The following is an 18,219-nucleotide window of genomic DNA, read 5'->3' as shown; positions in this document are numbered from 1 at the left end:
GCTAGCCTCGGCCGGTCTCGTGGCGCCAGCGCTCATGGGCATGCGCCGCGCGGGTCTCGAAGAAGCGGGCCACGGCCATGCGCAGTCGCCAATGGCTGTCGGAAAAGGCCGAGCCATCCTCGGTCCGGCGGGCGCGGTCCATCGCCTCGATCTCGAAGGCGAGGCCGTAGGTCGGGCCGTTGAGGTCGATATGCGGGATCACGTCGAGCGCCATCGCCATCCGCCGCGCGGTCACATCGCTGTCCATCACCGGCGGCACGGCCAGCGCCGCGGCGGCGGCGATCAGCACCTGATCGGCCCGGGTCAGAGGTGCCTCAGCCATCGAGATCGGCCCGTTCCTGCCAGGCATGGCGCACCGGCACGTCGGCGCAGCGCCCGTGGATCACCGCCAGCAAGGTTTCCCCTGCTTCGGTCGGGTTCCGGTCGTGGGCGTCGAGAAACCGACTGACCGCCGCGCGCAAATCTGCGTCGGGGGTCTTGAGGGCGGCCCGCGCAAGGGTCAGCTGGGCGCGCAGGCCAAGCGCCCCCTGCCGTGCCGACATCGCCGCCGCCGTGATGGCCAGCCCCATCTGCACGAATTCGGATCTGGGCGCGGTCATGTCGTGCCCCCGGCCAAGAGCAAGTCACCGGAAAATCGCGCGCGCAGCGCGGAGACGTAGTCGTTGCGACCTTCAATGAGAATCGCCCTTCGGCCAAGACGGGCGGCGACGGCCCCCGTTGTGCCCGATCCTGCAAATGGATCGAGCACGACCCCGCCAGGCGGGCACGCATTCAGGATGAGAGGCTCGACGATGGCCTCGGGCTTCTGCGTCGGGTGGATCGTGCGGCCATGCTGAGACCGCGCATAGATCACGCTGCGCATGATCCTCGGGCCGCCGTCCTCACTGGTGTATGTCGCACCTTCGATGATACCCATGTGGGCCGGACGGCCCTTCTTTCGCGTGACCGTCCGGCGCTCGGCATCCATCGTGACGACCTTGCCCTTCCAGACAGAGCCCCACTCGCCTCGGTAAAACTGCGCCGCCTGCTCATGCACGCGCCGGAAACGGTCTGAGTGAAAGCTCGAGCCGTTGTGCTTTTCCCACACGATGTCTTGCGCGAACTTCCAGCCGGAGAACTCGTCTCGACGGTCCATGAACATCCGCAGGGTGCCGAAGACCCAAATTGACCCCGTTGGTTTCAGGACACGGGCCATGACCTCTGGCCAGCCATCAACCCATCGGTCCCATTCGAGGCTCGTCTGCCCGTAGGGCGGGTCGGTGATGATCGCGTCAACACTTTCTGGCGGCACGTCATCTAGCAGCGCCAGGCAATTACCATGGTGGATCGCGATGCTCATGCCGCCACCTTCCCGAAAAGGGCCGGGCAGCCCGAGGGGGAGGAGAGGTCGCCCGGCCAGTCGTCAGGGAGGTGCCCGGCGTCCGGCCGGGCTGCGGAGACGGGGCGAAGGCCCCGAATGCTTTGGGCGGGGGTCATGCGGTCCCCCGTTGCTTGCGGATGATGGCGATCACTTCATCAACGGCATTGCGTGCCTCTTCGCACTCCTTCTCGGCCGTCTCGTAGTTCTTGGCGCTCGCACTTTCGGCAGCCCGGATTAGCGCGGCCTGCGCCTCGCCACACTCCTTCGCGACGATGCCGCAATGGGAAAGCAGGCTGGTGATCTTCGGGTCGGTATGGATCAGCTGGAATACGCCTCCAGCCAGCGCCGCGAAGTGGCGCGCGAAGACGGCCGCCGCCTCGGGTCGAGCGTCCGAAAGCGCATGGGCATAGTTTATCCCGAGGCCGCCCGAGCGCTTCCCACTGCCGGGCGGCTCGCTGAACGAGGACAATGTGGACATGGCAAGGTTGAGGATGCCCGAAGTCGCTTTCAGGCCGCCTGCCGCCTCGTAGGCGCGGTAGACCGCATCCTGGATACTGTCGTGGGGATTGTTGCGAGCCATACCGAAAAACCTCGGGTCTATTTCGATTGCTGTTCGCCTGCCCCGCGCTCACCTTGGGCGCATGGAAAAAGGCCATTTTGATCGTGCATTTGAAGGGGAAGGGGAGACCGGGGGCGCGGCATCAGGCGGCGTCCCCGGTCGGCGTGGGGGCGGGATGGGAGCCACAGAACAGCGCGGCCAGGTCGGGCCGCAGTTCTTCGACGGTCACCCCGAGGACCGCAGCGAGCTTCTGCGCTCGCTCAGGGCTGACTTGCCGCTTGCCGGACTCGATCAGGCTCAGCATAGAGCGCGAAACGCCGGAGCGTTCGCAGACCTGCTTGCGGGAGAGCCCGGACTTTTCGATCAGTGCTGTGATGTTCATGCGAAACTTTTACACTATGTGAAAGACGGATGGAAGCCAATTTTCACATAGTGTCACTGGCCTCTACGGTGCCGCAGTGCAATCTGCTCGGGATGAGGTTCAGGCTGAAAGAACTGCGGCATGCCCGCGGGCTCACTCAAGAGCAGATGGCTGAGATGATGGGCATCTCGGTCTCGCTCTATAACGGGCTCGAAAAGGGCAAGCGGAGGATGAACGCGGACTACATTGAAAGCGCCGCGAACATCTTTCGCGTCCTGCCGAGCCAGCTTTTCGAAGAAGACGCGACCACCATCGCCATAGCTGGCAAGGTCGGCGCGGGTGCGCGGGTGCCGGTCTTCGACGCCTACGCGAAGGGCGGCGGTCCGCAGGTCGAATGCCCGCCGGGTCTGTCGCCGCACAACATTGTTGCCGTCGAGATCGAAGGCGACAGCATGGAGCCGGTCTATTCCGCCGGGGATCTGCTTTTCTACACCCGCTGGTCAGATGGAAGCGTGCCCAGCGAGGCCGTTGGTAGGCGGTGCGTATGCGAGTGCGAAGAGGGCTTGGGCTGGGTGAAGGTCGTCCGCCAGGGCCGCGAGCCCGGGCTGTTCGACCTGCACAGCTTCAACGACCAGACGCCGGTGATGTATGGGGTCCGACTGAAATGGGCGGCACCGATCAAGCTGCATTGGCCTGCAGAGCTGGCGCGGCGGATTTGACCTCGACGCCAACAGGATAAGGCCGTTACAGGCCAGCCACCTTCCGCAACGCTTCATCAATCCGGCTCTGCCAGCCAGGGCCGTCCGCCTTGAAGTACTCGATGACCTCAGGGCTCAGGCGGATCGTGGTGCTGACCTTTGTCTTTTCGGCCTTTGGGCGGCCCCGCTGAACCTTGGCGGCCGCAAATTTCTCCTGCCATTCCGGGGCGGACAGATCGGGGGCGTCGTCACTCAAATCGGGGGCCGTATGCTTTTTGCTCTCGGTCATTGGCTTTCCTTATGCTGATGATGCGGCGTGCGTCGCCGCGTTCGGTCCAGACCAGAACGACCATTCTCCTTGACATAAACCCAATAGTGATGAGCCGGGTTTCGCCATAGTCGGCGCGGTCATCTTCGACTGTCATGTGCGGGCCCTCGAACACCTCCGCCGCCGCAGCTATGTCCAATCCTCTGGCCTCAAGGGTGCTATTGCGCTTTGACAGGTCGAACTCGATACGCATGAATTATCGTTACTACAGTAAAATATGAGGCGCAATGGTGTAGTAACAAAAATCCTCGCCTCGCGTGGTGGCATGCATGCCGCCAGCCTGACGCTGATGGGGTGAGGACAGTGCTCGGCGCCATATTTTCACGCTATGTAAATTTCCGCGTTGACGATAAAATTTACAATATGTAAATTCTCCTTGCCGACTACAGCAAGGGACAAATCCATGAAGACCATCCTGACCACCGCCACCGCGCTTGCCCTGCTGGCCGCGCCCGCGCTCGCCGCCATCAACGCCACCGAGGATCTGTCGGCGATCCGCCAGCCCTCGGCCGACGGCGCGGGCTGCTTTGCCGCCATCGCGGGCACCAACGCCTTCCAGCGCACCCACGCGCCGGGCTGCATCTACTACCGCGCCCCCAACCGGCACCGACCCGAAGGAGGTCGAGGCCGCCGATCCCGAGCCCGCCGATCCGGGCGAGGCCGAGGGCGACGACAGCGAGAACGCCGGTCTCTGAGCATCGGTGCGGGCCGCGCGTCGGCCCTCATCCCATGCCCAGACCCGGAGGACCTCATGCCCCGCATGCCCAAAATCCCCGACCTTCCCGCAACATACGGCTTCGGCACCTGGCGCGACGCGCTGCTGGGCGCCCTGATCGGCGCGCTCTTCGTTGGCTCGGCCTGGGGCGGCGTCACGCTGGCTCGGATCGCGGAGGCCAGCCTCTGATGGCCGCGATCCTCGCCATTGCCCCGCAGATCGCCGACCGCCTCGCGACCGAAGCCGCCCAGGCCCAGACTGAGGCCAACACCGCCCGCGTCGCCGCCAAATCGAGCGCGCGCGACGGCAAGCCGCTGCTCGCCCGCGCCGCCTTCGCCCGGGCCGAGCGGTTGCAGGGCCGCGCCAGCACGCTCAGCGCCTTGGCCGAACAGGCCCGGGCAGGCGGTGCCGCATGAGCCTCATCGACGCCATCGCTCCGCCACCCGACGCGCTGTCCGCCTTCGTCGCCGAATGGCAGGGCGCCGCTCCCGAGGTCCGCCTCGCCGCCATCCGCGGCGCGCTTCGCCGCCACGGGCTCGAAATCCCAGCGCTGCCCGGGCGGGCGGCCTTCTACGAGATCCAGCTCTTCGGGCTGACTGCCACCGGCCGCGACGAGGCCGCCCGCAACTGGATGGAGGCGGCCATCCGCCTCTGTCCCTTCGAATGACATACAAGGACCCCCAGCCGATGCCCGATGGCGCCCTCTTTCCGGTCGAGCCCGCGACCCGGACCCCCTTCGACCCGACCCCGATGATCGTCGACAGCTTCGCGGGCGGGGGCGGGGCCTCGACCGGGATCGAGATGGCGCTCGGCCGCAGCCCCGATGTCGCGATCAACCACGATGCCGCGGCGCTCGCCCTGCATGAGGCCAACCACCCGGCCACGCGGCACCTCAATTCCAATGTCTGGCATGTCGATCCGGCCGAGATCTGCCGCGGCCGCCGTGTCGGGCTCGCCTGGTTCAGCCCCGACTGCAAGCACCACAGCAAGGCCAAGGGCGGCAAGCCCGTCGCCCGCAACATCCGCGACCTCGCCTGGGTCGTCGTGCTCTGGGCGCGGCGGGTCCGGCCCGAGGTGATCGCGCTGGAAAATGTCGAGGAGTTCCGCGATTGGGGCCCGCTGACCGAGGCCAACCGCCCCTGTCCCGAGCGCCGCGGCCAGACCTTCCGCCATTGGGTCGGCGAGCTGCGCCGCCTCGGCTATCGCGTCGAGTGGCGCGAGCTGCGCGCCTGCGACTATGGCGCGCCCACGATCCGCAAGCGGCTTTTCCTGATCGCCCGCCGCGACGGCCGCCCCATCGCCTGGCCCGCGCCGACCCACGGCGCCCCGGACAGTCCCGAGGTGCTGGCGGGCCGCCGCGCGCCCTGGCGCAGTGCCGCCGATATCGTCGACTGGTCGCTGCCATGCCCGTCGATCTTCGACAGCTCGGCCGAGATCACGGCCCGGCACGGGCTGCGCGCGGTGCGCCCCTTGAAAGAGCCGACCCTGCGCCGCATCGCCCGCGGCGTGATGCGCTACGTGATCGAGGCGCAGGAGCCGTTCCTCGTGACCTATGCCCAGCAGGGCGGCGCGGTGCGCTCGGGCTTCGATCCGCTGCACACCGTCACCGCCAGCGCGAAGGACCAGAACGCCCTGATCCTGCCGACCCTGATCCAGACCGGCTATGGCGAGCGGCCGGGCCAGGCGCCCCGCGTGCCCGGGCTCGACCGCCCGCTCGGCACCGTGGTCGCGGGCGGCGCCAAGCATGCCCTCGTCGCGGCCTTCCTCGCCCAGCACAATGCCGGGGCGCGGATGCAGCGCCATGCCGGCCGCCCGGCCGGGGCGCCGCTCTCCACCCTCACCACCCGCGGCACGCAGCAGCAGATCGTGGCCGCGCATCTGATGAGCCTGCACGGCACCACGCGGCGGGATCAGCCCCTCGATGCGCCCGTGCCGACGCTCTGCGCCGGGGGCGGCCATGGCGCGCTGGTCGCGGCCTTCCTGCAGAAATACTACGGCGCGGGCACCGGCCAGGCCGCGGGCACGCCGCTGCACACGCTCTCGACCCGCGATACCTTCGGGCTGGTGACGGTCGAGATCGACGGCGCGACCTATGCCATTGCCGATATCGGCATGCGCATGCTGACCCCGCGCGAGATGTTCCGCGCCCAGGGCTTCCCCGAGAGCTACCGGATCGACACCGCCCCGGACGGCCGCGCCTTCACCAAGACCGAACAGACCCGCATGTGCGGCAACTCGGTCTGCCCACCCGTCGCCGCCGCGATCATCGCCGCCAATTGCCCCCACCTGGCCGCGTCCCCGTGCCCCGAGGCACAGCGCCATGCCGGATGACCCGGTGCGATCCCCAGACCATGAAGGAGCCCCTCTGATGCCCCCGACCACCCTCGACCGGATCGAGGAGATCGAGAGCCTCGCCCGGCACAATTGCGACGAACTGGCGGGCCTGACCGCCGAGATTGCCGAGCTGCAGGCCCGCGTAGAAGCGCTGGAAGGCGGGGCCACAACTGAGATCACCGAAGAGGCGTTCGTCGAACGCTTTGTCGGCCACTGCTTGGCGCAATGCGGTTTCACCCACTTCGATGATGGCGAGCCGGTCGAAGCCTACGCCCGGAAGGTCGCGCCGTCCTATTGGGCCGATGCTCATTACCGCGCCGATGGGCCGGAAGCATGCGCCGAGGGCGACATGGACTATTGGGGAGAGGATTGATGGCGGAGAACAGCAAGATCGAGTGGTGCAAGCACACGTTCAACCCGTGGATCGGCTGCACCAAGATCAGCCCGGCTTGCGACAATTGCTATGCCGCCGCATGGGATGCACGCTGGGGCAATTCGTGGGGACCGCATGTGCGGCGCCGCACCAGCTCTGCGAACTGGCGGAAGCCGCTGGCATGGGACAAGGCCGCAGCCAAGTCGGGCGTTCGGCATCAGGTGTTCTGCGCCTCTCTGGCCGATGTGTTCGACAATGATCGCTCCATCACCAGCGGGTGGCGCGGTGATCTATGGCACCTGATCCACCGCACGCCGAACTTGGACTGGCTTCTGTTGACCAAGCGCCCGCAGAACATTGCGCGGTATCTGCACCCCGAGGAATACGGTGACCTTCCCGAATGGGGCGATGGCTGGCCCAACGTCTGGCTCGGCACCAGCATCGAGGACCAGGCCACCGCCGACGCGCGAATCCCGCACCTGCTCGCGACACCAGCCGCTGCCCGGTTCGTCTCGGCCGAGCCGCTGCTGGGGCCGGTGGATCTGAAGCCTCACCTCCACCAGAAGCGGTGGGGTTGCGATTTCGGCGCAGCGCGCGGCGGCGGATCTGCCAGCGGCACAATTCCCGCGCTCGATTGGGTGATCGTCGGCGGCGAGAGCGGCCCGCGCGCGCGCCCGATGCACCCGGATTGGGTGCGCGGCCTGCGCGACCAGTGCCAGGCGGCGGGCGTGGCCTTCTTCTTCAAGCAGTGGGGGGAATGGTCGCCCTGCGTTCTTTTGGGCGACGATGATGGCGAGCCGTTGGCAGCTTACCCTATGGACGGGTGCTTCGACGGCGGCTCGCATCGTGGCGATCAGGAGGCGCGCTTCTGGCAGGACGGCGAATGGGTGTTCTGGCCTTACGTGCAGAAACTCCCCGCTGTCGGCGTTCGCCGCGTCGGCAAGCGTGCCGCTGGTCGCCTGATCGACGGCAGGACATGGGATGGGATGGCGGTGGCCATGGGCATGGCGCCGGAGAAAGACTGGATGGAGGAGGGCAGGGACGCGCCATGAGCAAGCAACTCCGTACCGATGATCGCGTGCGGCGCCTCATCTCCGCCGTTGAGGCGTGCGGAAAAACGGTGCAGCGTGTCATTGTCAGAGGCCGGGAGGTCGAACTGATCCTTTTTCGAGACCAGGATGAGATCGACGAATTCGAAGCAATGGATCTGAGGCGATGAAGCGCGACCTGCCGAAGCATGTCTATCGCAAGGGAACTGCGATCTACTGGCAGCGCCGGGGCGAGCCGACCGTCCGGATGGAGAACCAGGAACTGACCCCGGCGTTCTGGGCGGAATATGCGCTTCGGCTAAAGGGGCCTGTCCGCGCACCGTCCAAGCGTACCTTCAACGGGCTGATCGACAGTTACCGCCGATCCGAGCGCTTCACCTCTCTGGCGCCCCGAACCCGCAAGGATTACGAGCGCGTGCTCTCCGTGATCGAGGCGAAATGGGGTGCTCTCGATCCGGTCAAGGCGCAGCGCAAGCATTTCATTGCCTTGCGCGATGCCAACGCTGACGCGGCCCGTTTCGCAAACTACGTGGTTCAGGTGTCCCGTATCCTGATGGAGCATGCCATCGACATTGGCATGGTGTCCGAGAACCCGGCCAAGGGCATCAAGCAGGTGAAAGGCGAGACGATAGATCGTCGACCGTGGCCCGCCGATCTGGTCAAGGCGTATCGAGACGCTGCGGAAGGGCGCGCGCTACTTGTCTTCGAGCTCTGCCTCGGAACCGGGCAGCGGATCGGAGATGTCCTGAAAATGCGCTGGGGTGACCTTGAGAACGGCGGAATAGACGTCCGGCAGAACAAGACAGGCAAAACCCTGTGGGTGCCGCTTACAAAGACGCTGCGGGTCACTCTTGAAGCGGCCGACCGCCGCAGCGTCTTCATTCTGACCAACGAGCGGGCAACTGGCCCGTGGTCGTACAGAGGCGCCGCACAGGCGGTCAGGAAGGTCAGGGAGAAGATCGGCGCGGAAGCCTACGACATTCATGCCCTGCGCTACACTGCGGCCTCGGAACTCTGCTCCTTGGGGCTGACAGATGAGGAAATCGCATCTGTCACCGGCCAGTCCATGGCGATGGTTGCGCACTACACCGCCCATGTGAGGCAGAAGGTCCGGGCGCTCAAAGCGCAAGAACGCAGGCTCTAGAACGGAACGGGACCAGAACGTGAATGTTGAGAGAGCTGTTGAGAGATCGCGGAGCGAAACCGCTAAGTAGTGGAGGCGAGTAGGAGAATCGAACTCCTGTACACGGATTTGCAATCCGCTGCGTAACCACTCCGCCAACTCGCCACGTCAAGCGACTAGCCCTCTAGCATCCGAAATCCCGCAGCACAAGCCTCAACATTGCGGCCTTGGGGGGAGTTCCATCAGGACGCGGAGAGACGGCCGCGCTTGCCTTGGTCGAGTCCGATGCCGGCCTGGGCTTAAGCCTTCGGCAGGCGGCCGTCAGTCCGCCAGATGAGCGGGCTTCTTGCCGGCGATGATCATCGCGAGAATGTCGTCGGTCGTGACCTCGTCGACCCGGACGATGCCGACAAGCTGGCCGTTCTTCATCACCGCCGCCCGGTCGCACAGCGCCTTGACCTGATGGACGTCGTGGTCGATCAGGAAGATCCCGAGCCCCTGCCGTTTCAACTCGCCGATCAGCTCGGCCACCATCTGCGTCTCTTGCGGACCGAGGGCGGCGGTGGGCTCGTCCATGATCAGGATGCGGGCGTTGAAATAGACCGCCCGGGCGATGGCGACCGACTGCCGTTGCCCGCCCGACAGCGCCGAGACCGGGGCCGCGAACTTGCGGAAATTGGGGTTGAGGCGGGCCATGATCCGGCGGGTTTCGGCCTCCATCGCAGCCTCGTCCATCAGCCCCAGCGACGTCACCAGCTCGCGCCCGAGAAAGAGGTTCGAGGCGGCGTCTAGATTGTCGGCCAGGGCGAGCGTCTGGTAGATGGTCTCGATGTTGTAGCGCCGGGCGTCGCGCGGGTTCGAGATGGCGGCGGGGCGGCCGTCGATCAGGATCTCGCCCGCGTCGCGCTGATAGGCGCCCGAGAGGCACTTGATCAGCGTCGACTTGCCCGCGCCGTTATGGCCCAGAAGCCCCACGACCTCGCCGGGATAGAGATCGACCGAGACATGATCGACCGCCTTGATGCCGCCGAAGGAAATCGAGATGTCCTTCATCTCGACCAGGGGGGTGCCGGTCTGGCCAGCCATCACCGTTCTCCCGTCCGTTTGCGGTAGAGGATGTCGACCAGCACCGCCAGCACCAGAACCGCGCCCACGACGATGTTCTGGAACGGCGCATCGACCCCCACCATGGCCATGCCCGATTGCAGCGACTGCATGATCAGCGCGCCGAGGATCGCGCCATAGATCGTGCCCGACCCGCCCGCGAGCGCCGTGCCGCCGATCACCGCGGCCGCGATCACGCGCAGCTCGTCCAGCGTGCCGATATCGTTCGAATGGAAGGTCAGCCGGGCGGAGGCCACCACCGCCGACAGCGCACACAGCACACCCATCAGCGCGAAGACCTTGACCGTCAGCCAGCGCGTGTTGATCCCCGACAGGGCAGCGGCATCGGGGTTGCCGCCCGTCGCGAACACATAGCGCCCGAACCGGGTGCGCCGGGCGATCACCGTCATTCCGGCCGCGATCAGGATCAGCAGGATCACCGAGAAGGGCAACCCGTAGCCCGCGGAAAAGCCCTCGGGCATGACCTCGCCGCGGGACTCGAAGATCCGCGCCAGACGCCGGGCGGGAACGTCATAGGCGTTCAGAACCGCGACGAAGCCGAGGATGGCGCCCGCGACCACGAGGCCCAGAAGCGCCTCGGCCCAGCGCGGCTTGACCGGGAAATCATGCGCCCGGCGGTTGCGGCGGCTGGTGGCCATGTAGACCAGCGCGAAGACGGTCGCCGCCAGCCCGAAGCCCCAGGAGAGGCTTTCGCCGAGCGTGCCGTTGATGCCGCCCAGAAGCTGATAGGTCGGGTCCAGCGGGCCGATGGTCTGCCCGTTGGTCAGGTACCAGGCGACGTTGCGCCAGACCAGAAGCCCGCCCAGCGTGACGATGAAGGCAGGGATGCCCAGAAACCCCACCAGCCAGCCCTGAAACCCGCCGATCACCGCGCCTGTCGCGAGCCCCGCGGCGATGGCCAGCGGTGCGATCGCCCAATGGCCGAGCCCAAGCCCCAGCCAGTCGGGCAAAACGACGGTCTGCACCATCGCCATCACCGCCGAGCAGGTCGCCAGCAACGCGCCGACCGACAGGTCGATATTGCGGGTGACGATCACGAAGACCATGCCGGTGGCCATGATCGCCACGCTGACGGTCTGGATCGTCAGGTTGAAGATGTTCCGGGGCGTCAGGAACCGCCCGTCGGTCACCAGATTGAACACCAGGCACAGCACCACGAAGGCGCCGATCATGCCAAGCAGACGCGTGTCCAGCTCCAGCGAGTCGAAGATCGACTTGCGAGCGGGCGCATCGCTGCGGGTCTGGACGTGTTGCATTCCCTGCCTCTCCGAAGACCTTGGAGCCGCGCTGCGGCACCGAGGGCGGCAGGTGCCGCCCGTCGGGCCGGAGGCGGCTCAGTTGCAGGGGGCGGGGCCGTTCTCGACCCCCTGACACAGCGCGTCGACGCTGATCCAGCCGGCATCGGTGACCGTGCTCAGGTTGTCCCGCGTGACCGGGATCGGTTCGAGGAACTTGGCCCAGAGCGTGGTGCCGCTGGGCGAGGTCCATTGCTGGGCGCCGTCGATGTCGCTCATCTTGGTGCCGCCCGCCAGCTCGACCGCAATTTCGCCCGCGGCCTTGCCAAGCTCGCGCGCATCCTTCCAGACCGACACGGTCTGGGTGCCCTTGGCGACCCGGTTCAGCGCGGCATGGTCGCCGTCCTGCCCCGATACGGGAATGCCGCCCATGCCTTGTGCCATCAGCGCCGCCACCGCGCCGCCCGCGGTGCCGTCATTCGAGGCTACGACCGCATCGACCTCGTTGTCATTGGCGGTCAGGATCTGTTCCATGTTGCGCTGGGCATTGGCGGGCAGCCAGCCGTCGGTATAGGCCTCGCCCACGATCTTGATCTTGCCCGCGTCGATCGCGGGTTGCAGCACCTGCTGCTGGCCGCCCCGCAGGAAATCGGCGTTCGGATCGGTGGGCGAGCCCTTGATCATCACGTAATTGCCCTCTGGCGCCTTCTCCAGCACGGCGCGGGCCTGCATCCGGCCGACCTCGACATTGTCGAAGGTCAGGTAAAACGCGCGGCTGTCCTCGATCAGCCGGTCATAGGCGATCACCGGGATGCCCTCGTCCGAGGCCGACTGCACCGCCGGAATGATCGCCGAGGTATCCTGCGCCAGGATCAGCAGCGCATCGACGCCCTGCGCGATCAGGCTTTCCACATCCGACAACTGCTTGGCCGACGAAGATTGCGCGTCGGTCGAGACGTATTTCGCCCCCGCCGCGTCCAGCGCGGACTTGATCGCGGCCTCGTCGGTCTTCCAGCGTTCTTCCTGAAAGTTCGACCAGCTTACCCCCACCGTCAGATCCTGCGCGAGCAGCGGCCCGCCAAGACAGGTCGCGGCCAGAAGGCCCGCGATCAGCGTTCTTCCTTGCATCTGATACCTCCCAAGCATCACCGGGCCGCGGCCGTCGCCTGGCGGACGCCGCGGCGCCTTGGCCGCAAGCATGACACCGATTTTTCACCTGTCAAAATAAAAATGTTCTGCGATACTTGAGCTGCCCGGATATGGGGAGGAAATGCCGGGGTCCAGCTGTCGCGGCGTGCGGATCGGCATGCGGTGCGGCGTAATTTCCCCATTTTTCGCGCAGATTTAGTTCGGTGAATGAAAAATGATGACGCCGGTCTCGACGCTGCATCTGGGGCCCGGAAACCCCGATCAGCCGCGCGGATGCGGTCCTCTGGCGCCGCCGCGCAGCCCGGCGCCGCGCCCGCTGCGCCAGCAGATCTTCGAGCAGGTCCGGGCGATGGGTGAGGTCTCGCGGGGGCAGCTTGCGCGCGAGCTCGGGGTCAGCCCGGCGTCGGTGACGACCCAGACCTCCGAACTGATCGAGCAGGGCTATCTGACCGAGGTACCCCTGGTGCCCGGGGCCGAACCGCTGAGGGGGCGCCCGCCGGTCGCCCTGAGGGTCGCGGCCGGGGCGCATGCGGTGGCGGGGGTCAAGTTCTCGATGCGCAAGCATGTGGCGGTGGCGCTCGATTTCGCGGGCAACCAGATCGCCGAGGCCTGCGAACCCGCCCGCGACCGCGCCCCGCCCGGCGACCAGATCGAGGTGCTGGCGCGGCTGATCGGGTCGGTCTGCGCCGAGGCCGGGATCGGGCCGGGCGATCTGGCGCAGGTCGGCATCGGGGTGCCGGGCTTCGTCGATCATGCCTCGGGTCGGGTGCACTGGTCGCCGGTCTTCGGCGCGCGCGATGTCGATCTGGCGCAGGCGGCCTCGGCCCGGCTCGGCCTGCCGGTGATCGTCGACAACGACGCCAATCTGGCGGCGCTGGCCGAACTGTGGTTCGGCAGCGGCCGGACCCTGTCGGATTTCGCCGTCGTCACGCTCGAGCACGGGCTGGGCATGGGGCTGGTGCTGAACCACCGGGTGTTTCGCGGCGCGCTGGGGCTCGGGGTCGAACTGGGCCATACCAAGGTGGAACTCGACGGCGCGCTCTGCCGCTGCGGCCAGCGCGGTTGTCTCGAGGCCTATGTCGCCGATTACGCGTTGGCGCGCGAGGCCCATGTCGCGCTCGATCTCGCGGGTGGCAGTGTGGGCGGCGCCGATCTGGTCGAGAGGCTCTATGCCGAGGCCAAGGCGGGCAATGCGGTGGCGCAGTCGATCTTTCGCCGCGCCGGGCGTTATCTGGCGCTGGGGCTGGCCAATGTCATCAACGTCTTCGACCCCGAACTGCTGATCCTCAGCGGCGAGCGGATGCGCTATGACTATCTTCATGCGCAGGAGACCATCGCCGAGGTCGGCGGCTCGGTGCTGCCCGCCCGCGCGACCCCGCCCCGGATCGAGGTCCATGCCTGGGGCGATCTGCTGGGGGCGCATGGCGCCGGTGCGCTGGCGCTGGGCGCGGTGACCGACCGCCGGATCGGCGGCCCGTTCGAGGGGGCGGCGGCATGAAGGGGCTGACGCTCGCACTGTTGGCTCTCGGCACGCCCGCTTGCGCCGGTCCGGTCTTTATCGACCGCAGCGCCGCGCTGCCGGAGGCCCATGTCTATTCCGGCGGGTGGGAGCATTTTGTGGGCGGGGGCGTCGCGATCCTCGATTGCAACGGCGACGGGCGGCCCGATTTCGCCGCCGCCGGAGGGGCGGGGCCTAAGCATCTTTTCGTCAACCGCACCCCCGGGCCGGGCGCGGCGCTGGCCTTCGAGGCGGACGAACTGCCGGTACCGACGGGCGTCACCGGGCTCTGGCCGCTCGATATCGACGGCGACGGGACCCTCGATCTGGCGGTGCTGCGGGCCGGGCCGAACCTGCTGCTGCGGGGCGACGGGCAGTGCGGTTTTGCCAAGGCCGATTGGGGCTTCGCGGGCGGCGACGGCTGGAGCACGGCCTTTTCCGCGACATGGGAGCCCGGGCGCAGCCTGCCGACGCTGGCCATCGGCAACTATGTCGACCGCGCCGATCCGAACGGCCCCTTCGGCACCTGCGACGGCAACGAGCTGCACCGGGCCGAGGCCGGACGTTACGGCGCGCCGTTGCCGCTCAGGCCCGGCTTCTGTGCCCTCTCGATGCTCATTTCCGACTGGCAGCGGACCGGTCGCCCCGAGCTTCGGATCTCGAACGACCGGCATTACTATGTCAGCGGCGGCTACGAGCAGATGTGGCGGCTGGACCCGCTGGCCGAGCGCGGGCCGGACGAGGGCTGGCGCCGGGTCTCGCTGTGGGGAATGGGGATCGCCAGCGCCGATCTCGACGGCAACGGCTTTCCCGAGGTGATGCTGACCTCGATGGGCGACCAGCTTTTGCAGTTCAACGAGGCGGGCGTGCTGCGCGACGCGCCCTATGCGCAGGGCAGCTATGCCCAGCGGCCCTATCTGGGCGATGACGGGCGGCCCTCGACCGGCTGGCATGCCGAATTCGGCGACATCGACAATGACGGGCGGCTCGATCTCTTTATTGCCAAGGGCAATGTCGACCAGATGCCCTCGAATGCGATGAGGGACCCCAACAACCTGCTGATGCAGCCGCCCGACGGCACGTTTCATGAGGCGGGGGATGCGGCCGGGATCGCCTCGGGCGCGCGGTCGAGGGGGGCGGGGCTGGCCGATTTCGACGGCGACGGGCGGCTCGATCTGGTGGTGGTGAACCGCCGCGCGGCCCTGGAGCTGTGGCAGAACGCGACGCCCGGCGCAGGTCACTGGCTTGGGGTCGAGCTGCGCCGGGACCCGCCCAATACCCGTGCGGTGGGGGCCTGGATCGAGCTGCGCGCGGGCGGCCTGTCGCAGACCCGCGAGATCACGGTCGGCGGCGGCCATGGCGGCGGGCAGGCGGGGCCTTTGCATTTCGGGCTGGGCGCGGCCGAGACGGCCCTGCTGCGCGTGCTCTGGCCCGGCGCGGGCTGGAGCGACTGGCAGGAGGTCGCGGCCGACGGCGTGGTGACGCTGCGCCCCTAGCGGTCGACCGGCCGGCCGCTGGGCACGGCGTCGGGGATGCCCAGCCGCCCGGCCAGCGCGGTTTCGTCGGTCAGCGCCTCGAGAAAGGCCATCAATGCCTCGATCTCGTCCGGGGCAAGACCGGGGCCGGGTTTGGCCGCAGCCTCGATGGCGGCGCGGGCCTCGGGGTCGTCGAGCACGGCCCAGACCGGCTGGGGGCTGTCGAAATGCGGCAGCACGGCCTCGCGCGGGTGGCGGTCCAGAACCTTTCGGGGTGCAGCGTGCCGGGCGAGGAAGGCGCGCAAGTCGGTATCGCCCCCGGCATGGCCCCAGGGACCGGTGCGGGTCACGTTTCTGAGCATCGGCGTGCGGAAGGCGAAGGCGTCGGCGGCATGGCCGGTGACGCGGAACCGGCCCGGATCGGCCTGGCCCGTCTCGAACCGCTCGACCTTGCCGGGGCCAAGCTGCGGCGCGCCCATCGCGTGAAAGCCCATGTCGGAGAGAAGCGGCCCGGAATGGCAGCCGTCGCAACCCGCGGCCCCGTAGAACAGCGCCTGGCCTTCGGCTGCCGGTCCGGTCAGCGGCGGTCCGCCCCGGAGCGCGTGGTCGAAGGCGCTGTCATCGGCGCGCCACTCGGCTGCGACGAAGGCGGCGATGGCATTCGAGATGTCGGTGAAGGCGATGGGACGTCCGGCGGCGATCTCGGGATAGACCGCCTCGAACCGGGTCCGGTAGGCCGGAAGCGCCGCGACCCGGTCCGCGATCCGGTCCCAGGCGCCTCCCGGCCCGGTGATGAAACCCTGCCGGACGGCGCGGGCCACGTCGTTTTCCTGATAATGCCCGGCCATCTCGTCGGGCGAAAGCACCGGGAACATGGTCTGCGCCGACAGCAGATTGGCGAACCCCGCCACCATCTCGTCCTCCATCGGGGTGCGAAACCCGGTCGGGCGGCTGGCATCGGTCTCGATCCGGCCGTCGGCAAACAGCACCGTCACCCCGGCCGCGCCCATGTTGAAGAGCGGTGGCGCATTGCGCGGGATGAGCCGCTCGGGCCGGTTCGCCGGATCGGCGTGGCGGTCGGGCCCCAACCCGATGCCGCCCTCGCCCAGCCCCAGCGACAGCCCGTCGCCGGTCGCGAAGCGCGGATGGTGGCAGGTCGCGCAAGAGATGGTGCGGTTGCCCGACAGGATCGGGTCGTAGAACAAGAGCTGTCCAAGACGGATCTCGGCCTCGAGCGAAGCCGCGAAATCGGCATCGGATAGCGGCGCGGGCAGGCTGCCCGCCAGACCCGGCGGGGCCGCCAGCGCCGCCATGAGGGCAGCGGCAAGGCGTGTCATCGTGTCCTCCCGCCGCCAGCAAAGCGCGGGCGGCAGGCGCGCGTCAAGCCCTTCAGACGAAGCGGTTCACCAGCCCTTCGAGGTATTCCTGCCGGCCCGAGCGCGGCTCGGGGTCGCGTTCGGCGGCCAGAACCCGGTCGGCGATCTGATCGAGGCTGCGTTCGCCCTTCAGCATCGCCTGCGCCTCGGGCGCTTGCCAGCCTGCGTAGCGGTCGGCCAGTGCGGCGTCGAGGCTGCCCTCCTCGATCATCGCGGCGGCGGCCTTCAGGCCCCGCGCGCAGGTGTCCATGCCAAGGATATGGCCATGGAACAGATCGGCCGGGTCGATCGACTGGCGCCGGATCTTGGCGTCGAAATTGGTGCCGCCGGTGGTGAAGCCGCCCGCCTTCAGGATTTCGCGATAGGCCAGCGCCACCGATTGCGGGTCGTTCGGGAAATGGTCGGTATCCCAGCCGCATTGCGGATCGTTCCGGTTCATGTCGATCGAGCCCAGCACGCCCAGCGCCGCGGCCAGGGCCAGTTCATGTTCGAAGCTGTGGCCCGCGAGGAAGGCATGGCCGACCTCGATGTTCAGCTTGACCTCGTTTTCCAGCCCGTAGCGCTTGAGGAAGCCGTAGCAGGTGGCGACGTCGTAGTCGTATTGGTGCTTGGTCGGCTCCTGCGGCTTCGGCTCGACCAGGATCGTGCCCTTGAAGCCGATCTTGTGCTTGTACTCGACCACCATCGACAGCATCCGGCCCATCTGGTCCAGCTCCTGGCCGAGATCGGTGTTCAGCAGTGTCTCGTAGCCTTCGCGCCCGCCCCAGAGCACGTAGTTCTCGCCGCCCAGCCGGTGGGTCACGTCCATCATCGCCTTGATCGAGGCGGCGGCATAGGCAAAGACCTCGGGGTCCGGGTTGGTGGCCGCGCCCGCCATGTAGCGGCGGTGGGAAAAGAGGTTCGCCGTGCCCCAGAGCAGGCGGATGCCGGTCGCTTCCATCTTCTGGGCAAAGACCTCGGCGACGCGGTTCAGGTTGGTGACCGTGTCGACCAGCGTCTTGCCTTCGGGGCGCACATCGGCGTCGTGAAAGCAGAAATAGGGCAGGCCGAGCTTCGAGAACAGCTCGAAGGCGACATCGGCCTTGACGAAGGCCCGGTCCATCCCGTCGCCATACCAGGGGCGCTGGAAGGTGCGGCCGCCGAACGGGTCGAGCCCCTCATAGGCGAGGCTGTGCCAATAGGCACCGGCAAAGCGCAGATGGTCCTCCATCCGCTTGCCAAGCACCAGCGCGTTCGGGTCGTAATGGCGGAAGGCCAGCGGGTTGGTGCTGTCGGGGCCTTCATAGGCGATCTTGCCGATACCGTGGAAGAAGTCGGTCATGTGCGGTCCTCCTGTCCGGGGCGGCGCCGCGTCCGCATGCGCCCCCCGCCTGTTTGGTAGCCCCGATCCGGGCATGGAACAATCGCGATGCCAGGATCGGGGGGCTCCTGTCCGGTCGGCGCGTCCGGTCGGCACGCGCG

At 67.6% G+C, this 18,219-nt stretch carries 23 protein-coding genes and 1 tRNA gene; 11 read left to right on the top strand and 13 right to left on the bottom strand.

The window, feature by feature from the left end:
• Nucleotide 1: 1 nt before the first annotated feature.
• The 5 genes from C8N38_RS15850 to C8N38_RS15830 all read right to left on the bottom strand — a co-directional run bounded on the left by C8N38_RS15850 (nucleotide 2) and on the right by C8N38_RS15830 (nucleotide 2,301).
• Nucleotides 2-322: a hypothetical protein gene (locus C8N38_RS15850; protein ID WP_108028129.1), complete on the bottom strand. Its 321-nt coding sequence runs from the start codon at nucleotides 320-322 to the stop codon at nucleotides 2-4.
• Nucleotides 315-599 (bottom strand): hypothetical protein, encoded by a 285-nt coding sequence (locus C8N38_RS15845; RefSeq protein ID WP_108028128.1) that lies wholly within the window; start codon nucleotides 597-599, stop codon nucleotides 315-317. Before C8N38_RS15845 ends, C8N38_RS15850 begins: the two co-directional genes overlap by 8 nt.
• Entirely contained in the window at nucleotides 596-1,339 is a 744-nt protein-coding gene (locus tag C8N38_RS15840; protein ID WP_108028127.1) for a DNA-methyltransferase, read from the bottom strand. The genes C8N38_RS15845 and C8N38_RS15840 overlap by 4 nt, the downstream gene beginning before the upstream one ends.
• Before the next feature lie 133 nt (nucleotides 1,340-1,472).
• Nucleotides 1,473-1,940, bottom strand: coding sequence for a hypothetical protein (locus C8N38_RS15835; RefSeq protein WP_108028126.1), 468 nt, complete (start codon nucleotides 1,938-1,940; stop codon nucleotides 1,473-1,475).
• 121 nt (nucleotides 1,941-2,061) lie between these two features.
• Nucleotides 2,062-2,301: a helix-turn-helix domain-containing protein gene (locus C8N38_RS15830; RefSeq protein WP_108028125.1), complete on the bottom strand. Its 240-nt coding sequence runs from the start codon at nucleotides 2,299-2,301 to the stop codon at nucleotides 2,062-2,064.
• A gap of 29 nt (nucleotides 2,302-2,330) precedes the next feature.
• Here C8N38_RS15830 and C8N38_RS15825 point away from each other — a divergent pair, with 29 nt between their 5' ends.
• Entirely contained in the window at nucleotides 2,331-2,999 is a 669-nt protein-coding gene (locus tag C8N38_RS15825; RefSeq protein WP_108028124.1) for an XRE family transcriptional regulator, read from the top strand.
• 25 nt (nucleotides 3,000-3,024) lie between these two features.
• Here C8N38_RS15825 and C8N38_RS15820 read toward each other — a convergent pair whose 3' ends face one another.
• Nucleotides 3,025-3,267 carry a BrnA antitoxin family protein gene (locus C8N38_RS15820; RefSeq protein ID WP_108028123.1) on the bottom strand — a complete coding sequence of 81 codons (243 nt, stop codon included), beginning with the start codon at nucleotides 3,265-3,267 and terminating at the stop codon, nucleotides 3,025-3,027.
• A complete protein-coding gene (locus tag C8N38_RS15815; protein ID WP_108028122.1) occupies nucleotides 3,227-3,499 on the bottom strand; it encodes a BrnT family toxin in 273 nt (90 codons plus the stop codon). The genes C8N38_RS15820 and C8N38_RS15815 overlap by 41 nt, the downstream gene beginning before the upstream one ends.
• A 210-nt stretch (nucleotides 3,500-3,709) precedes the next feature.
• Between C8N38_RS15815 and C8N38_RS21190 the strand changes: the two genes are divergently transcribed.
• Genes C8N38_RS21190 through C8N38_RS15780 form a run of 8 tightly spaced genes read left to right on the top strand, consistent with a single transcriptional unit; the run spans nucleotide 3,710 to nucleotide 8,921 of the window.
• Nucleotides 3,710-4,210: a hypothetical protein gene (locus C8N38_RS21190; RefSeq protein ID WP_146176296.1), complete on the top strand. Its 501-nt coding sequence runs from the start codon at nucleotides 3,710-3,712 to the stop codon at nucleotides 4,208-4,210.
• Nucleotides 4,210-4,437: a hypothetical protein gene (locus tag C8N38_RS15805; RefSeq protein ID WP_108028120.1), complete on the top strand. Its 228-nt coding sequence runs from the start codon at nucleotides 4,210-4,212 to the stop codon at nucleotides 4,435-4,437. Before C8N38_RS21190 ends, C8N38_RS15805 begins: the two co-directional genes overlap by 1 nt.
• The gene (locus C8N38_RS15800; protein WP_108028119.1) at nucleotides 4,434-4,688 is read left to right on the top strand and encodes a hypothetical protein; all 255 of its coding nucleotides are present in this window, start codon (nucleotides 4,434-4,436) and stop codon (nucleotides 4,686-4,688) included. The genes C8N38_RS15805 and C8N38_RS15800 overlap by 4 nt, the downstream gene beginning before the upstream one ends.
• Before the next feature lie 20 nt (nucleotides 4,689-4,708).
• Nucleotides 4,709-6,352: a DNA cytosine methyltransferase gene (locus tag C8N38_RS15795; protein ID WP_108028118.1), complete on the top strand. Its 1,644-nt coding sequence runs from the start codon at nucleotides 4,709-4,711 to the stop codon at nucleotides 6,350-6,352.
• Between the two features lie 37 nt (nucleotides 6,353-6,389).
• Complete coding sequence (locus C8N38_RS22015; RefSeq protein WP_245895774.1) at nucleotides 6,390-6,728, top strand: hypothetical protein; 339 nt, start codon at nucleotides 6,390-6,392, stop codon at nucleotides 6,726-6,728.
• The gene (locus tag C8N38_RS15785) at nucleotides 6,728-7,780 is read left to right on the top strand and encodes a DUF5131 family protein (protein WP_108028117.1); all 1,053 of its coding nucleotides are present in this window, start codon (nucleotides 6,728-6,730) and stop codon (nucleotides 7,778-7,780) included. The genes C8N38_RS22015 and C8N38_RS15785 overlap by 1 nt, the downstream gene beginning before the upstream one ends.
• Nucleotides 7,777-7,947 carry a hypothetical protein gene (locus C8N38_RS21425; protein ID WP_158272366.1) on the top strand — a complete coding sequence of 57 codons (171 nt, stop codon included), beginning with the start codon at nucleotides 7,777-7,779 and terminating at the stop codon, nucleotides 7,945-7,947. The genes C8N38_RS15785 and C8N38_RS21425 overlap by 4 nt, the downstream gene beginning before the upstream one ends.
• Nucleotides 7,944-8,921 carry a tyrosine-type recombinase/integrase gene (locus C8N38_RS15780; protein ID WP_108028116.1) on the top strand — a complete coding sequence of 326 codons (978 nt, stop codon included), beginning with the start codon at nucleotides 7,944-7,946 and terminating at the stop codon, nucleotides 8,919-8,921. The genes C8N38_RS21425 and C8N38_RS15780 overlap by 4 nt, the downstream gene beginning before the upstream one ends.
• A gap of 70 nt (nucleotides 8,922-8,991) precedes the next feature.
• Here the strand turns inward: C8N38_RS15780 and C8N38_RS15775 are convergent.
• The 4 genes from C8N38_RS15775 to xylF form a co-directional block, all read right to left on the bottom strand.
• Nucleotides 8,992-9,065: transfer RNA gene (locus tag C8N38_RS15775), tRNA-Cys, on the bottom strand.
• 156 nt (nucleotides 9,066-9,221) lie between these two features.
• A complete protein-coding gene (locus C8N38_RS15770) occupies nucleotides 9,222-9,986 on the bottom strand; it encodes an ATP-binding cassette domain-containing protein (protein WP_108028115.1) in 765 nt (254 codons plus the stop codon).
• Nucleotides 9,986-11,281: a sugar ABC transporter permease gene (locus C8N38_RS15765; protein WP_108028114.1), complete on the bottom strand. Its 1,296-nt coding sequence runs from the start codon at nucleotides 11,279-11,281 to the stop codon at nucleotides 9,986-9,988. Before C8N38_RS15765 ends, C8N38_RS15770 begins: the two co-directional genes overlap by 1 nt.
• Before the next feature lie 78 nt (nucleotides 11,282-11,359).
• Nucleotides 11,360-12,388, bottom strand: a complete 1,029-nt coding sequence (xylF, locus tag C8N38_RS15760) for a D-xylose ABC transporter substrate-binding protein (RefSeq protein WP_108028168.1) — start codon at nucleotides 12,386-12,388, stop codon at nucleotides 11,360-11,362.
• A gap of 238 nt (nucleotides 12,389-12,626) precedes the next feature.
• Here xylF and C8N38_RS15755 point away from each other — a divergent pair, with 238 nt between their 5' ends.
• The gene (locus C8N38_RS15755) at nucleotides 12,627-13,907 is read left to right on the top strand and encodes an ROK family transcriptional regulator (RefSeq protein ID WP_108028167.1); all 1,281 of its coding nucleotides are present in this window, start codon (nucleotides 12,627-12,629) and stop codon (nucleotides 13,905-13,907) included.
• Nucleotides 13,904-15,403, top strand: coding sequence for a CRTAC1 family protein (locus tag C8N38_RS15750; RefSeq protein ID WP_108028113.1), 1,500 nt, complete (start codon nucleotides 13,904-13,906; stop codon nucleotides 15,401-15,403). Before C8N38_RS15755 ends, C8N38_RS15750 begins: the two co-directional genes overlap by 4 nt.
• On the opposite strand, the gene C8N38_RS15745 is transcribed toward C8N38_RS15750, so the two are convergent.
• Nucleotides 15,400-16,719 (bottom strand): cytochrome-c peroxidase, encoded by a 1,320-nt coding sequence (locus C8N38_RS15745; RefSeq protein ID WP_108028112.1) that lies wholly within the window; start codon nucleotides 16,717-16,719, stop codon nucleotides 15,400-15,402. The genes C8N38_RS15750 and C8N38_RS15745 overlap by 4 nt on opposite strands.
• Nucleotides 16,720-16,771: 52 nt before the next feature.
• Nucleotides 16,772-18,079 carry a xylose isomerase gene (gene xylA, locus C8N38_RS15740; protein ID WP_108028111.1) on the bottom strand — a complete coding sequence of 436 codons (1,308 nt, stop codon included), beginning with the start codon at nucleotides 18,077-18,079 and terminating at the stop codon, nucleotides 16,772-16,774.
• Nucleotides 18,080-18,219 lie beyond the last annotated feature (140 nt).

Origin of the sequence: Rhodovulum kholense, from assembly GCF_003053725.1 — a bacterium.
GTDB lineage: Bacteria > Pseudomonadota > Alphaproteobacteria > Rhodobacterales > Rhodobacteraceae > Rhodovulum > Rhodovulum kholense.
The sequence above is the reverse complement of the archived record's forward strand: the minus strand, read 5'-3'. Positions and strand labels throughout refer to the sequence as shown.